The organism is Sporosarcina sp. SG10008 (assembly GCF_044569405.1).
GTDB lineage: Bacteria > Bacillota > Bacilli > Bacillales_A > Planococcaceae > Sporosarcina > Sporosarcina psychrophila.
Genome location: NZ_CP172607.1, coordinates 3,245,597 through 3,259,811 on the forward strand (window position 1 = coordinate 3,245,597; position 14,215 = coordinate 3,259,811).

Annotated in this window: 16 protein-coding genes; 8 read left to right on the plus strand and 8 right to left on the minus strand. The window is 40.6% G+C overall.

The window, feature by feature from the left end:
- Positions 1-190 precede the first annotated feature (190 nt).
- The 5 genes from ACGLYD_RS15375 to ACGLYD_RS15395 form a co-directional block, all read right to left on the minus strand.
- Positions 191-1,603: a YfcC family protein gene (locus tag ACGLYD_RS15375; protein WP_399628955.1), complete on the minus strand. Its 1,413-nt coding sequence runs from the start codon at positions 1,601-1,603 to the stop codon at positions 191-193.
- A 32-nt stretch (positions 1,604-1,635) separates the two neighbouring features.
- Positions 1,636-2,814 (minus strand): M20 family metallopeptidase, encoded by a 1,179-nt coding sequence (locus ACGLYD_RS15380; protein ID WP_399628957.1) that lies wholly within the window; start codon positions 2,812-2,814, stop codon positions 1,636-1,638.
- Positions 2,815-2,961: 147 nt separating this feature from the next.
- Positions 2,962-4,263 carry an ArsR family transcriptional regulator gene (locus ACGLYD_RS15385; RefSeq protein WP_399628959.1) on the minus strand — a complete coding sequence of 434 codons (1,302 nt, stop codon included), beginning with the start codon at positions 4,261-4,263 and terminating at the stop codon, positions 2,962-2,964.
- 495 nt (positions 4,264-4,758) lie between these two features.
- Positions 4,759-5,028 (minus strand): hypothetical protein, encoded by a 270-nt coding sequence (locus tag ACGLYD_RS15390; RefSeq protein WP_187045784.1) that lies wholly within the window; start codon positions 5,026-5,028, stop codon positions 4,759-4,761.
- A gap of 666 nt (positions 5,029-5,694) precedes the next feature.
- A complete protein-coding gene (locus ACGLYD_RS15395; protein ID WP_342539042.1) occupies positions 5,695-6,165 on the minus strand; it encodes a peptide-methionine (S)-S-oxide reductase in 471 nt (156 codons plus the stop codon).
- A gap of 228 nt (positions 6,166-6,393) precedes the next feature.
- On the opposite strand from ACGLYD_RS15395, the gene ACGLYD_RS15400 reads away from it, so the two are divergent.
- A complete protein-coding gene (locus ACGLYD_RS15400) occupies positions 6,394-6,510 on the plus strand; it encodes a YvrJ family protein (protein ID WP_370570012.1) in 117 nt (38 codons plus the stop codon).
- 73 nt (positions 6,511-6,583) lie between these two features.
- Here the strand turns inward: ACGLYD_RS15400 and ACGLYD_RS15405 are convergent, their stop codons facing one another.
- Both ACGLYD_RS15405 and ACGLYD_RS15410 read right to left on the minus strand, forming a co-directional pair.
- Positions 6,584-8,011, minus strand: coding sequence for an amidase (locus ACGLYD_RS15405; protein WP_399628963.1), 1,428 nt, complete (start codon positions 8,009-8,011; stop codon positions 6,584-6,586).
- Positions 8,004-8,186, minus strand: coding sequence for a hypothetical protein (locus ACGLYD_RS15410; protein WP_338655243.1), 183 nt, complete (start codon positions 8,184-8,186; stop codon positions 8,004-8,006). Before ACGLYD_RS15410 ends, ACGLYD_RS15405 begins: the two co-directional genes overlap by 8 nt.
- A gap of 685 nt (positions 8,187-8,871) precedes the next feature.
- On the opposite strand from ACGLYD_RS15410, the gene ACGLYD_RS15415 reads away from it, so the two are divergent.
- The 6 genes from ACGLYD_RS15415 (at position 8,872) to ACGLYD_RS15440 (ending at position 12,004) form a co-directional block, all read left to right on the plus strand.
- Complete coding sequence (locus tag ACGLYD_RS15415; RefSeq protein ID WP_399628966.1) at positions 8,872-9,087, plus strand: hypothetical protein; 216 nt, start codon at positions 8,872-8,874, stop codon at positions 9,085-9,087.
- A gap of 158 nt (positions 9,088-9,245) precedes the next feature.
- The gene (locus ACGLYD_RS15420; protein ID WP_067212838.1) at positions 9,246-9,467 is read left to right on the plus strand and encodes a DUF1659 domain-containing protein; all 222 of its coding nucleotides are present in this window, start codon (positions 9,246-9,248) and stop codon (positions 9,465-9,467) included.
- A gap of 33 nt (positions 9,468-9,500) precedes the next feature.
- Positions 9,501-9,719: a DUF2922 domain-containing protein gene (locus ACGLYD_RS15425; protein WP_187045791.1), complete on the plus strand. Its 219-nt coding sequence runs from the start codon at positions 9,501-9,503 to the stop codon at positions 9,717-9,719.
- A 76-nt stretch (positions 9,720-9,795) separates the two neighbouring features.
- The gene (locus tag ACGLYD_RS15430) at positions 9,796-9,924 is read left to right on the plus strand and encodes a YvrJ family protein (protein WP_082786727.1); all 129 of its coding nucleotides are present in this window, start codon (positions 9,796-9,798) and stop codon (positions 9,922-9,924) included.
- Positions 9,925-10,025: 101 nt separating this feature from the next.
- Positions 10,026-10,643, plus strand: coding sequence for a peptidoglycan DD-metalloendopeptidase family protein (locus ACGLYD_RS15435; RefSeq protein ID WP_399628970.1), 618 nt, complete (start codon positions 10,026-10,028; stop codon positions 10,641-10,643).
- A 572-nt stretch (positions 10,644-11,215) separates the two neighbouring features.
- Entirely contained in the window at positions 11,216-12,004 is a 789-nt protein-coding gene (locus ACGLYD_RS15440) for a helix-turn-helix domain-containing protein (RefSeq protein ID WP_399628973.1), read from the plus strand.
- A 640-nt stretch (positions 12,005-12,644) separates the two neighbouring features.
- Here ACGLYD_RS15440 and ACGLYD_RS15445 read toward each other — a convergent pair.
- Entirely contained in the window at positions 12,645-13,202 is a 558-nt protein-coding gene (locus tag ACGLYD_RS15445; RefSeq protein ID WP_399628976.1) for a competence protein ComK, read from the minus strand.
- Between the two features lie 195 nt (positions 13,203-13,397).
- On the opposite strand from ACGLYD_RS15445, the gene ACGLYD_RS15450 reads away from it, so the two are divergent.
- Positions 13,398-13,880, plus strand: coding sequence for a sigma-70 family RNA polymerase sigma factor (locus ACGLYD_RS15450; protein ID WP_354312112.1), 483 nt, complete (start codon positions 13,398-13,400; stop codon positions 13,878-13,880).
- Positions 13,881-14,215: the final 335 nt, after the last annotated feature.

A 14,215-nucleotide genomic window follows, 5' to 3' on the forward strand; every position in this document is an offset into this window, starting at 1 on the left:
GATTGGACCTTTTATTATGATCATTGTTCGTGAAGGGCTATACCTGCATCAAACAATGACTCATATTTATTCAACTAAATAAATTTACAAGATAGCCAGACATCCATAAAGCTGATTTTGTTTGTATTATTATAAAACCGCAGTATATATTCTGAACTTACCAATGAATATGTATCTGAATTTATCAAATTTAGAATGGTCCCCAGCCAATGAGTACGCCTACAACTAGCATAACTACTGCTATTGCACACCAAATTAAAAAGAGGGGAAACATCCACTTCGCCCATTTAATCCATGACACTCCCGCCACAGCTAGGCTGGCCATTAATGGTCCAGATGTAGGGAAGATACTGTTTGTAAAACCATCTCCAAATTGGAATGCTTGTACGGCAACCTGTCGAGTGACACCAACCATATCTGCCAATGGCGATAAAATAGGCATCGCAATCATTGCTTGACCACTACCTGAAGGAACTAGAAAATTAAGGGCAGCATTGGCCACGAACATGCCAAGGGCAGCTAATACAGGTGGTAGCGTTTCCAATGGAATGGCAAGAGCATATACAGCTGTATCCAAAATCTGTGCATTCTCCATTATAATGAGGATTGCCCTTGCTACACCAATAATCAAAGCACCATACACTAGCTTTTGACAACCTTCCAAAAATACATGCGCAACTTTATTATAATTCATGCCACTAATTATTCCCGAAACAAGTCCGATAATAATAAAGAATGCTGCCATATGATCTATGCTCCATTTAAATTGAATGGTTGCGAAGACGAAGAATAGCAATGCCAAGCCTACAAAACTTAAAATAAGTTTGTGGCGGACAGTAAAGGGAGCTATCAAATCACCTTTATAATCATCGGAATATTCCAGTATTCCAATCAGGCTTTTTGATGGATCGTCCAAAATTTTCTTTGCATATCTCCATGTATAAAAAATGGTTATGCCAACAATAACGATAAATGTGATGATACGAAGCGTCATTCCTGAAAATAAAGGAAGGCCAGCAATAGATTGGGCAATTCCAACCGTATAGGGATTTAAAAACCCCACATTGAAACCTGCAAATGTAGCCCCAAAAGTAATGGCGACTGCAACAATTGCATCAAGCCGAAGCGCTCTCGCGATAATAATACCGATTGCCACAAATGGAATGACCGAATTGGCAACTGCCCCAACTGCTCCTCCTAGTGCAAACAAAAGGGAAATAATAGCGATGAGCCAAAATTCTTTGCCTTGTGTTTTATTGACCGCCCTTAATATACCACCCTTAATTGCTCCGGAACGTTCAATTACCTCAAATGCTCCTCCCGCAAACAGAACAAGAAAAATAAGGCTGCCGGATTGAACCATTCCAGATTGCAATGCTAGAAAAATATCCATTAATCCAGCAGAATTGTTTTCTACTTCGCTATAGGTGTTCGGAATTACCCTCTCAATGCCATTCACTTCTTCACGATCAAATGATCCCGCTGGTGTAATGTAAGTTGCGATAACAGCAAGCAACAACACTAAAAAAAGAATAACGTAAGTGTCAGGCATTTCCCACTTTCTTTTTACTTTCTTATTGTCAGTAGTTCTTGAGTCCGTCATATTATCCCTCCATTTGTGTAGTGCTGTACTAACTAGTAATCAAGTAACTTAAACGTTGCGTGAACAAACATATTCATCCCGTCAGATAAAGCGCTTTCATCAATATTAAAACGAGGATGATGATGTGGATAATCAGTGGCTAAACCGCTATTACCCGATCCTGTAAAGAAGAATGTGCCTGGTGCCTTCTTCAGAAAAGCGGAGAAATCCTCACCGCCCATATTCGGTTTCATCTGTGTTAGCGCTTGGGTTCCCCATAATTCACGCACAGTCTCTTCGATTACACGGGATACTTTCTCATCGTTTATGACGGGATCAACCCCATCATTGTAGGTAAGAAAATAGGTGGCACCATGCGCTTCAGTTATTCCTTTTATTATTCGTTCCATCAATTCACGGATAATTATGCGATGTTCAGTGCTGAAAAGACGAACTGTTCCCCCCATTTCAACAGAATCTGGAATGATATTCATGGCTGAACCACTTGCGAACTTGGTGATAGAAAGGACTACGCTGTCCAACGGATCCATATTTCGAGAGACAATATGCTGCAAGTTGCTAACGACTTGAGCCCCAATGGCAATCACATCGACGGTTTGATGTGGAAGACCGGCGTGGCCTCCCCGACCGGTAATCGTGATTGAAAATGTATCTGGTGATGCCATCACTGGGCCAGACGCAACCCCAATTTGTCCTGTCTCGAGGGGGGACCAAAGATGAGTTCCAATAACCATGTCGACCCCATCCATCACACCCTCACGTACCATTTCTTGAGCACCACCCGGAGCTAGTTCTTCGCCATGCTGAAATAAGAAACGGACTTCTCCTTTAACTTGATCCTGCAGAGAGGATAGAATTTTAGCTGTTCCTAGTAGGATAGCTGTATGACCATCATGACCACAAGCATGCATGACACCAGCATTTTTGGACGAAAACGGCAGTGAATTTTCTTCTTGGATTGGCAAGGCATCGATATCCGCTCGAATTGCTAAAACTTTACCACGCCGAGCCCCAATTAGACGTGCCATTACACTAGTTTTTGTAGGACGTGAAATTTCTAGATTACCGAAGGACTGCACGGTTTCATAAATAAACTGGGATGTTTTTTCCTCCTGAAAGGACAACTCAGGATATTCATGAAGATATCTCCTCCAACTAATTACTTCATCCTGAACTTCATCAATCAGATGACTGAATTTAGTATTTTTCAATTAATAACCTCCTACTATCCATTTAATTTATAATATCGGACCATTAACGGTTGTAGCCATTATTATATATTAAGTTTGGTAGTTCAGTCTAGCGTTAATTTTCTAACTTCAATAAAAATAAAAAAAGACAAGATAAAAGGCATCTTGTCATAACATGATTTTATAAATTTTTCTCGGTCTTCCTCTTGGGTGTAGAGTTTCTTCAGCGACTATTTGGGCCAATCCTTTTGCCTCTAACTCTGTCAAAATTCTGCGTGCGCTGCGCGGCAAAATATTCATATATTGGGCAAGATCATGGGCGCTAATTTCCGATTTCCCGATTTTCCTTAAGATAGATTCTAGTTTACTTAAAGTGACGACGCTAAGTGAGGTTTGCTGGCTTAATAATTGTAATTTTTCCGGGGCAATCCCATAGATAATCTGTTCAGGTTGTCCTAATGGGCCAGTAATCGTTTTGCCGTCAAAAACGACCATCCATGATCCCTTGTCATGATCATTTGCATGTAGTAAAGCAATCCCAGCATTGATCTCTGCTTCATAGGCAGTTTGTCCAATTCCAATCCCACAAGTGACAGCATCATCCCCGGTTAGCTGAAGAACTGTCGGATCTGGAATTACTGTGAAATCTTTAGTAATTTCATCTAACGGTCCGCGCGTTGTAAATATTATATAACGACCTGGCCCGGCAGATTTAAGTGAACCATTTATTTTTTTAGTATATACGAGTAGCTTTTCTGTCATTTTGATTTCGATTTTATGGATTTCATCTGTTGAAAAAGTATCCTTTGTTAAGCTGGAAAAGGAGTCAAACTCAATCATTTGTACTGCGATTTGAGAATCCTTAAAGTGCATAGTTTCATATGTCTGGCGAATAAGTGCCAACGTAGAAACGATTGCGGATTGTGCCGGAAGGACCCGAAATGCAGGCACGCCAAGCTTTATCAGTTCATGTTGAGCATTTTTCAGACAAGTGACAGCAGCCAGTGTCTTTCCTTCTTTCCATAAATCATAGTGATACTTCACCACTTCATCCGTAGGAATCTCTTCTTCATAGTGTTTTAAATATACGGGTTGAAAATCTATCTCAGATTCTAAGAAAACTCGTTCTAGCACAGAAGGTTCGAACGTATCGAAGCTTAGTTGGTTGAATGCGATGTTTTGTTGATATGCGATATGCAACAAAGTTTTATACAAGCTAGATCCAGAAGAAGGGACATAAAACATCGGCTGTGAGGATCCAGACCATTTCTTGGCATAGCCATAAGGAATTTGCCCAGAAAAAAGCCACATATCGACATCCCACATATTCGCAGTCAGTTTTTCTGGAATTTCTTCATCATGCCAGTAGGTAATAGAGATACAACTGAATTCAGGGTACTGTGAAATGACAGATTCCATAATTTCAAGGGAATCCTCCGCACCAAACAAGCCTATTCGAATTTTCTTCAAAGTTCTGAACCACCTTTCTAGATGAGTGAGGAGAACTTGCTTTTTTCACTATGTTCATACAATAAGTATGAATATATCTTATAGTAACCGATGAATTGCATAGTAATTACATACTCAGGAAGCTAGTTAGGCACCTTTTTCCAAACAAAAAAGAAGTAACTGTCAAACCGTCCCTGTGGTAAGATTTGACAGTTACTTCTTATTTAAAGCGGAGGATCAGCCATTATTTTACCGAACCTTTGGCCACTTTTTTATATTATTCATCTCTTACTCTATTATATGTTGAGTATTTAAAGAAATCAATTTCCAAATGCCTGTCATCAATAAAGGTCCTTGGTACTGAAGTATAGTGTCTGTGCAACAAAAAACAACTAATTCCCCCAATTGTATAAAAAACATATAGAGATTACATTATCAGCTACCTATCTAATCACCCGGTCATAAATATGTAATCGTAGTGAGTAGTCGGAATGGTTTCGCGCAGGTATCCGAAATTCACCCTACACTACTTAAACTCCGTCTCCATTTTCGTCCATCCCTACGATGCGTTGGTGGTATGTGGTGGTAATAGACGAATGGGAGATTCATGTCCTTGACGCTTTCTATATAAGTCCAATTCACATAGGTAAGATCACCTCTTCTAGATAGCCCATTCCCAAGTTCTTCATCAACGATCGTAATCGTCCCACTATCCCTCTTTCTCAGATTATCAATCAATTCCTGTGTGTCTTTATTGTTACCCAATATAATAAAAGCTCTCTTCATCCATATAACCCCACTTCCCATTTTAATAAACACCATATTCAAGTGCAGCAAGTTAGCCTTATGTTGAATTACTCGGACATATTTCAGAAACTAATGCACGCGCTTCTTATAAGTCTATAGTATCATAAATTCAGAATAAATAAATAGTTATTGCTTATATTTGCCTACTAATTGTGTGGTTGCAATAAACAATAGTGTACAATTCACATAATTGCACAAAGATTAGAGGGGTTTGGCTTTTTTATCTTTCAAAATCATTAACGTTATAAATTCCCACTTTCTTATCGTTCCCCCATTAGTAAACTGATTGGTAAGTCTAGCGGCAATCGCTGGAAAAAAACATGGCAGAAGTGGTTCGTTCTTATGGTCATAATCATTACCATCGTGAAGAAAAAGTAAATGTCATCACGTTGTATCATTTTCGAATGGTTTGTTTATATAGAGTATGAAAGCATCGTTCGTCTAAGCAAGAGACGTCATGGATCCATAAAGAGTTCTTTTTTTGTAGCGAATGCTACCTGTGTACCAAAAAACAATTCGCGAAATTGTATAAACACGCAAAAAAAGATTAGATATTGTAGTCAATACCTAATCCAGGCCTGATAAATATGTAATTGTAGCGAGTAGTCAGAATGTCGCCACAGTACCTGAAATTAATATGCTCCCTTACTTATACCTACTTAATAATTCTTCTGGAATATGACAATAATCATTTGGATATCTAGCTAACCTATCTTGATGTTCTTCTGCACTTCTCACATAGTTTGTAAGAGGTAATACTTCAACAACGATGAGGTCATAATCATTTCTCTCACTAAGAAACGCCTTCGCCTCATTTAAGTGTTCAGGCTTTTCACTATATACGCCTGTTCTGTATTTCTCTCCAACATCCTGTCCTTGTTTATTCAAACTGTATGGATCAATGATTTCAAATAAATACCCCATTAATTCCCTGATCGTTACAACTGTCGGATCAAATCCTATTTTTACACATTCGGCGTACCCATCATAATTCCCCTCAAGTGTATGACTTGTTCCATTAGCTCTTCCTGCTTCTGTAAATGTAACTCCAGGTAACGTTTTTATAAAAGCTTGTACTCCCCATAAACATCCACCTGCAAAATATACTACTTCCATATTGACTCTCCTCTCCTTAAAATCAAAATGTACTTTTTGATTTTCTTCAAGCTTAGCTTATCTGGAACTATTTCATGTATCTAACATATCCCATTCATCACCAAGTGACCACCTAATTGCAGAAAGTTTACCGTTCAGCATTTTAATCAATGAAGGCGGTTCACCAGTTTTCGAAATGGGGACCTTTTTTCATATGTGAAAAGAGGAAATAACTGGATGAAATAATGGATGAGTCTCATACAGGAACTCAGTTTTCCGATATTCGTATCAATCTATCTTTTGCACCAGCTTGAAACTAAACTTGTTGCGATACATAATGTTTTACTAACATTGAAAATGAAATGAATTTTAAAAAACATTCACAGGTATATGCGCAACAAAAAAGATAAGACATGCGCACATGTCTTATCTTCATAAATTACTTACTAGTTGCCGTTACAAGCGTTTGAGGACGGGCACCTTTTAATGGATTCGTCTTCTCAAATGCATAGGCAACATTCAAGACGAGATCCTCCCTGAATGCTGGTCCCATAATTTGCATCCCAGCTGGCATTCCTCCAACCAATCCACATGGAATTGTTAGTGCTGGAAGGCCCGTCAAGTTGCCGGGACCTGTGAATCTAATAATATTTTCAATAAGATCAACATGATTACCGTTAATCGCAACTGTGTCATCGCCAATATTCGGTACGATTAATGGCAATGTCGGTGAGATAAGCACATCCACTTTTTCAAACGCTTTTTGGAAGTCGAGCTTAATCATCCTTCTGATTTGTTGGGCTTGTAAATAGTCAACTGCCGAAGGGATTTCACCAAGTTCAAATAGATACCTGATATCCTCTCCAAAGTCATTCGGGCGTTTTTGCAAGTTCTTATGATGGATCGTACTTGCTTCAGATAACGAAGTGATCAATTCCGCATACTCAGCATATTTCAATGAAGGGATGGATACGACCTCCACTTTGGCCCCTTGATCGACCAATGCCTGGATACCTTCACGCACCAATTTCTCCACATTCGAATCGACATCCTTGAAGAAATAATCCTCATTGACACCGATAACCAAATCCTTGACATCCCCCGTTAACTTTTCTGTGTATTTCATCATCGGGACATTTACGGAAGTCGGATCTTTGCTATCATACCCCGCGAGCACTTCGAGCATTGCCGCCGCATCCGTCACTGTCTTCGTCATCGGACCAATATGATCCAAAGACCAGGCAAGCGGCCAACATCCATATTTACTCACCAATCCATGAGTCGGTTTCAGTCCGACAATACCACAGGCCGATGATGGAATTCGAATTGAACCGGCAGTATCTGTCCCTAACGTCCCAATACTCATATTGGAGGCGATTGCCACTCCCGAGCCTCCGCTCGATCCCCCTGGAATCCTATCCAAATCCCATGGATTACGCGCCGGACCGAAGTGGGGGTTATTATTGGTGATGCCCCAAGCATATTCGTGCATATTAAGCTTACCGGTAAAAATGACACCGGACTCTCTAAGGTTTTCGATGACAGTCGCATCGTAATCCGAAACGAAATCACTGTGGATTTTCGATGCCATCGTCGTCACTTCATCTTTGAAGTAAATATTATCTTTAATACCCATCGGAATCCCGTGAAGCTTGCCGCGGTAATTTCCGTTAGCAATCTCGCTCTCTGCTTTTTTAGCAGACTCTTTCGCACTTTCGTGTGTAATGGTGATATATGCATTGTTCTTGTCATTTAGCGCATCAGCTTGATTCAATACTGCGTCTGTCAGTTCAACCGGAGAAACTTCCTTTTTCTCAATAAGTGGTGCCAATTCTTCTATTGAAAGAGAGATGAGATCTTTACTCAACTTGGTCACCTCCTGCAATATTGCGTAATGAAATGTCATAGCTTTCTAGTGGCAGATCTGTTAGTTGTTCTTTCAGTTTTTCAATCGCTTCCCACCGTGACTCCACCACTTTGTAGTCACCTTCTGGTATTTCCAACCCTTTTGCAGCAAATAGTTCCCGAATTGACACTGTCATTAATAAATCACTCCAATTAGTATTTTATTAAAACTATTACAATCGGTACAAAATTAAACGCAAAAATTAGAACGAATACCTACAGTTCAACAACGAACAAAAAGATCATCAACTAGAAAACTATCACCACCAACATATAATCAAAATTTCACATAGCAAATATAGTGTACATTAAACCAATTCAGATATCAAATTATTCAAATTATTAACTGTATTAGCACTATGATTCTCGGATAGAAATGAAAACATAAAAAATCTCAGCCATTGACCTACTCATATGGCTGAGACTCATTTTCTGTATCCTATAATTGTATTTTTCTTCGGTTAACTCTGGCTAAAGCTACCTTTCTATTCGACGCTACGTTTGAGTATATTATAAAAAGATAAAATCAAAAGTTAAATCATAAATTGCATTCAAATTATCCTCCGTTGGAAATTAAGGGCCTCCAAGATACTCCCGATTCTGTTGTCTCCTCGAGCACATGGAAAAGACACTGGATTTTCAACACGAACGAAAAGCATCATCCAGGGGTCCTACGAGAAAATGTTCAACAGAAATGTAGTAGCCATTTATGGTTATGAAAACGGGCCGCGTAACCTGCAAGGCAGTTCTGTGGAGATATCATGTTGGCATATGTGAATCAACAAGGATTAATGGCAGTCGGTAAAGTTATGGATGTAAAGGTTGAACCTGGGGTGGGCATTTTCTTCGACGACGAGACGGGACAACAACTTCCCGATGAATACCATATTGAAGTGGAATGGAGCGTTAAAGACTCCCCCTGTCACCAATGGAGAAGCTAAAAAAATCGGTTACAATTTACCTGTGCGTACTGTGTTCGGGAAGCTGCATAATGGTGAAATGGCACAAAAAATTGTGGATGAATTGAATATACGTTGAGGTAAACCGGTGAAAGAAAAGGGACTCTAAGTATAGAGTTCTTTTCCATTCCTAAAAAATCGGTACCCACTAGCGTTGCATAGCTGTAAAAATACTTACAAACAATGTCCCCTTTCCTTCCCTATCACTCTATATAGAGGGTGAAAGGAGGTGATTACATGGCTGCAACAATAGAATTTCAACACGCGGCGGGCCGCGTTCTCTTCGACGGTGGTTTGACAGAGGACGGAAAGATTATCCGTAAATCGAAGACGTACCGCTATATCAAAGAAAATGCACCAGCTGAGGACTTGTACAAAGCGCTGGAGCAACTTGGTCGGCTCTCAACTTTGTTGTTCATCGGAGCGGATCTCGTGGAAACATCGAGTTTGATTGACTAACCAATTAACAAATGGGGAAAGGAGGGATGAAAAATGGCTAAAACACTACAATTGAACTTCAACACAGCAAGCGGGAAAAGGGTGAGTTTGACGGTGGATGAACCCCGTGCAGATTTGACGCCGCAAAGCATCGAAGCGGCGATGCAGGAGATCATCGCTGCGAATGTATTCGAAGTAAACGGCGCTCCACTCGCAACAGTTGTTAGCGCTCGGGTTATAGAGCGCAATGTAACAGAACTTGTAAACGGCTAACAAGCAGCAACGACCGGTTCACCAGTTTTCGGACTGGGGACCGGTTTTTTTATGTATTTAGAGAGGAGGAAACGAGATGGAACAATGGATGAGTCTCATACAGGAAGTCGGTTTCCCGATATTCGTATCATTCTATCTTTTGCACCGGCTCGAAACAAAACTCGTTGCGATTCATGATGTGTTGGTTTCATTAAAAATGCAGTGAATTTTAATCATCTCCCATCAATGGAGATTTCAGTAGGACTACTCGCTCGCGTTTCGTTGCTGGGTACTAGTTGAACTTAATTTGAAGAAAGGAGGAAATTAATGTTTATTAAACCATGCGAGGGTCGTGTCACGTCTCCTTTCGGTTACCGCATCCATCCGATTACGCATTTGCGAACGATGCATTGGGGTGTGGATTACGGAAATACTTCATCAAACAATACGATCGTTGCAGCAGCTGCTGGAAAAGTAACTTTTTCTAAGTCTACAAATGGTTATGGCAACACGGTTATGATTGTGCACGCAATCGGTGGAAAGACGTTTGAAACCGTGTACGCACATCTACATTCTATCGGTGTGAAAGTCGGGCAGATTGTCAAACAGGGCGAACGTATCGGCGTGAAAGGTACGACTGGAAAAAGCACAGGGATCCATCTTCATTTCGAGGTCCACATTGGTCGTTGGAACAACAAGTTTACGAATGCGGTTGATCCGTTATATTATGTTGTCGATCATGAAGTAAAAGAAATACAAAGCTTGCTCGTCAAAATTGGTTACAAGATTGCTGTGGATGGACTAAACGGGCCTGCTACAAAGTCCGCGGTTCAGTCGTTTCAAAAGGCTTTTGGACTTGTTGTAGACGGAATTCCAGGGAAGTTGACGACAGCTGCACTTGCTAAAGTGGCGAAAGATATTGTGGTCAAGGGTGCCGAGGTATAATAAGTATGAAAAAGCCCAATTGCTCATTTTTATGAGCAATTAGGCTTTTTCGAGTGAGTCTAGGACTAGTTTGTTGGACTCTTTGAGGTTTTCGTTGGACTCTTGGCCGAGTTCGTTAGACAACTCTAGGCTTTCGTTGGACACTTCGAAGAGTTTGTTGGAAACCTCCCTGTTTGTTGGACACTTTTCCGAGTTGGTTGGAGACTTTGCGAAGTTGGTTGGACAGTTGCCGGTCTTTGTTGGAGACTTCCTTGTATGTTCTGAATACCTTCACGTACAACGTACCTAAAAAACTATTCAAGTATCTTTACTACCCCGTTTGGTCCTACTCTAATATACGCGTTTTCGAAAAGAACAAAGCCCTTTCATATAGAACTTTAAATTTGTACGAACTTCTTAGAAATTGTACTACGTAGTATCCGCCAACGCGGTAGTATGCTCCATTCCCTCTCACTGGATTTTTTCATTTAATGCGCTTGCCATCTTCTAAAAAAATCACAAAAACTTTTTTCACAACATTGTCCCCTAAATCTCAATTCCCTTCTATATAAAGAATAAAGGGGATATTCTTTATGACAACTTACCTAACGGAATACGCACACTTCACAAACAAACACGATTTAGACGCAGCGACTAGGCAACATGTACTCACGCACTGGAACGACATGAATCAAACAGAGCGGGCTGTTCTTGATATGATCCGTCGCTACTCTGTTAAATATGGCGCTGCACACTTGAAACACGAAACAATCGAAAAGGCCATCAAGAAATCCAATGCAACTGTTCGACGCGCCATCCGCAAATTAGAAAAGCTAGAAATCATCGAACGTATTCACTATATCCGCCCAGTCATGAGCGGTCTAGGCGCAAACATTTACGTCATTAAACCTACTAATGACCAGTCGAAATTGAACACCCCAGAGAATGACGAAAAGCCTTCTAGCGGTAAGGTTGAACCCGCTAATCTACAAACCGAAGCTTCTCTTTCTAAAGCGATAAAACCTAAAGACCTTAAAAGAACGTCTCCTACGGAAATTGTGCCTACTACACTTTTCGGTAAAATGAAATCTCTTCTTTCTTCAACAATCGGAGAAAGTAAATTAGCACGTAATTTTTACGGCGTCTACCGGAAACAGTCCCTGCAAATGCTGAAATTTAGTATTCACGAAGACAAAGGAGAACTGTTCGAGCAATTAGCCATGCATGCCCTTCGTATTGCGGTTCAAACAACCAAACAGAAAAAAGTTCGGAATCTGCCCGGCTATTATTCAGGTGTTTTGCGCGAACTCATCGGCAAGGCTTTATTCAGCGAGGCTTTTATGGATTATGACGTGCCAGTTGAGGGGTTTTTCTGCCGATGAAATAAAGTACTAGATTCACGTTCCCAACAGACCGATTAGCAGCATAAAATAGTCCCATACCCTTTGCCAAATGAGACGGTTGGCGAGGGTTAGATGATACGGTAACAAGCACATTGGCAGGCGAGCAACTGGCGACTAACTGTCTTCCAACATCTTACAAGTACTTAAAGAAAAATACTAGTCGAAAACGAGTTTTCTCTACGTTGCTGTCAATTTCACTAACAAAATCATAGCCCGTCGAAAATCTGAGGAGATTGGTTAGAGCAGGATGCGGATAGTTGGTATCTACGGGCTTTTGTTGGACACTTTGAAGAGTTCGTTGGAGACCTCCCTGTTGGTTGGACACTTTACGACTTTCGTTAGACACTTGGCCATGTTAGTTGGACAGCCCCGAGCTTTTGTTGGACACTTCGAAGAGTTTGTTGGAAACCTCCCTATTGGTTGGACACTTCGAGGCTTTCGTTGATACTTGGCCAAGTTGATTGGACAACTCCCAGTTTTTGTTGGATCCACGGGTGATGACCGTTCAATCCATTGTTAATAAAATAAAAGAGAATAGATACATACCTATTCTCTAGTTCATAAGTATGCAATTGTAGTGAATTGACGCACAACTACCTAAATAATGGATCCTCACCAATCACCATACAATTCTATCATCGAAACCATTTTCCCTATCATATAACTCCTTTTCCTGATGCCTCAAGTTGCTTACGCTCATCAGCGTGTGGAGGCGTTGATATTGCTTTAGTATGGTGTTTTTTGAGACTTTTACGGTTACGGAAATCCCTGCCATAAACGTTATCACTGATTGGCCTTTCGCCACTTCGTGAACGCTGATGTGATGATTAAAAATAAAGACACAATCCGGACTTTTTGATGATTTTGTCGGAAATACACCAATTTTGTTAGGTTCTATAATGAACGGCGGTTTCTTTGAATAATTCAACAAATCCGTAGCAACATCTGTACGTCCCTGCCAAGTTGAAGAATAATTAATGCACGCCTTATTAAGTAGTTCCAGCGGTGTTAACACCGAGTAATAAATACCACGTGTTGTAATAATTTCACTTTTATTTTCCCCCATGAAAAATGCTTTAACTGCCAATACTGTTCGATTAATTAAAAAAGAATCACACATTCGCAAATGAACATCCTCCTTTAAACCAGTTATAAATGTATGATACCATTTACCCATAAATATTCAATCCCTTTTATCCAAATATGATGAATATTGTAATTTCTATGTGTCAAATATCACTTTTCGCTACCCATTCATCACGTATGATGCGCCAAACGTCATGAACGCCCATTGGATTCCCTATTTCAAATGCACTACGATGTAGTCACCCGGGAATACAAAGCACCGTGCACGGTCTGGAAGGCCGCACAAATGATGACTTTTGAAGATGTTTTGGAGCAGTATGAACCGATGATTTCTGCATCTATTCGCAAATTGAATATTCACCGCAACCATGACAGTTTCAGGCAGGCAGGAAGAGTCGCATTATGGCAAGCATGGAGCCGCTTTGACGAAGCGAAAGGGAGTTTCACGCCATTTGCTTATCGAAGCATACGAGGTGGCATGCTCGATGAATTAAAAAAGGAAAACGTATTTGAAAAGAATATCACGTTGATGGAAGACGAGTCCTTGGCGTATATAATGGTGCCGGAAATCGCTGACCAGCATGAAGCGCTAAATAGACTTGCGGATGCACTAGACGTGTTATCCCCCGCCGAGCGGGAACTTGTGCAATGGCTATTCATCGAAGGGTATACGCTTACAGAATGTGCTGAACGAATTGGAATTACGGTTGAAGGGGTTAGGAAACGAAGATACCGATCGCTGGCGAAATTGAGACGTGTATTGACCTAGAAAAGCGGAAGGCGCCGTTTAGTTCCGAAAAGCGCTGGAAGGCTTGACGAGAAAGGCAGACTTTGCCTTTTCGGCAAGACTGAAGCGACTCGAGGGGCTGCTGTTTCATTTGGAAAACGGCTTCCCAATTTATCCGGGATTGAAGTGTTAATGCTTCAATCCCGGATATGAAATTAGAACAGATAACTCGACTCCATACATTTTGCAGTAAAGATTCAATATTGTTACAGTGCTGCTAGGACTTGAAGTGCAACACCGAACCCAGAAATAAGTTCGATTACATCGCCTACACAACAAAAGCTGGTGGGAAATTGGATTGAAAATAAAAAAACCTC

Excerpts from the sequence above, each read along its gene's own strand:
- ACGLYD_RS15375 (WP_399628955.1), bottom strand. The coding sequence starts at position 1,603 with ATGACGGACTCAAGAACTACTGACAATAAGAAAGTAAAAAGAAAGTGG.
- ACGLYD_RS15390 (WP_187045784.1), bottom strand. The coding sequence starts at position 5,028 with ATGAAGAGAGCTTTTATTATATTGGGTAACAATAAAGACACACAGGAA.
- ACGLYD_RS15395 (WP_342539042.1), bottom strand. The coding sequence starts at position 6,165 with ATGGAAGTAGTATATTTTGCAGGTGGATGTTTATGGGGAGTACAAGCT.
- ACGLYD_RS15400 (WP_370570012.1), top strand. The coding sequence starts at position 6,394 with ATGAGTCTCATACAGGAACTCAGTTTTCCGATATTCGTATCAATCTAT.
- ACGLYD_RS15410 (WP_338655243.1), bottom strand. The coding sequence starts at position 8,186 with ATGACAGTGTCAATTCGGGAACTATTTGCTGCAAAAGGGTTGGAAATA.
- ACGLYD_RS15420 (WP_067212838.1), top strand. The coding sequence starts at position 9,246 with ATGGCTGCAACAATAGAATTTCAACACGCGGCGGGCCGCGTTCTCTTC.
- ACGLYD_RS15425 (WP_187045791.1), top strand. The coding sequence starts at position 9,501 with ATGGCTAAAACACTACAATTGAACTTCAACACAGCAAGCGGGAAAAGG.
- ACGLYD_RS15430 (WP_082786727.1), top strand. The coding sequence starts at position 9,796 with ATGGAACAATGGATGAGTCTCATACAGGAAGTCGGTTTCCCGATATTC.
- ACGLYD_RS15435 (WP_399628970.1), top strand. The coding sequence starts at position 10,026 with ATGTTTATTAAACCATGCGAGGGTCGTGTCACGTCTCCTTTCGGTTAC.
- ACGLYD_RS15440 (WP_399628973.1), top strand. The coding sequence starts at position 11,216 with ATGACAACTTACCTAACGGAATACGCACACTTCACAAACAAACACGAT.
- ACGLYD_RS15445 (WP_399628976.1), bottom strand. The coding sequence starts at position 13,202 with ATGGGTAAATGGTATCATACATTTATAACTGGTTTAAAGGAGGATGTT.
- ACGLYD_RS15450 (WP_354312112.1), top strand. The coding sequence starts at position 13,398 with ATGATGACTTTTGAAGATGTTTTGGAGCAGTATGAACCGATGATTTCT.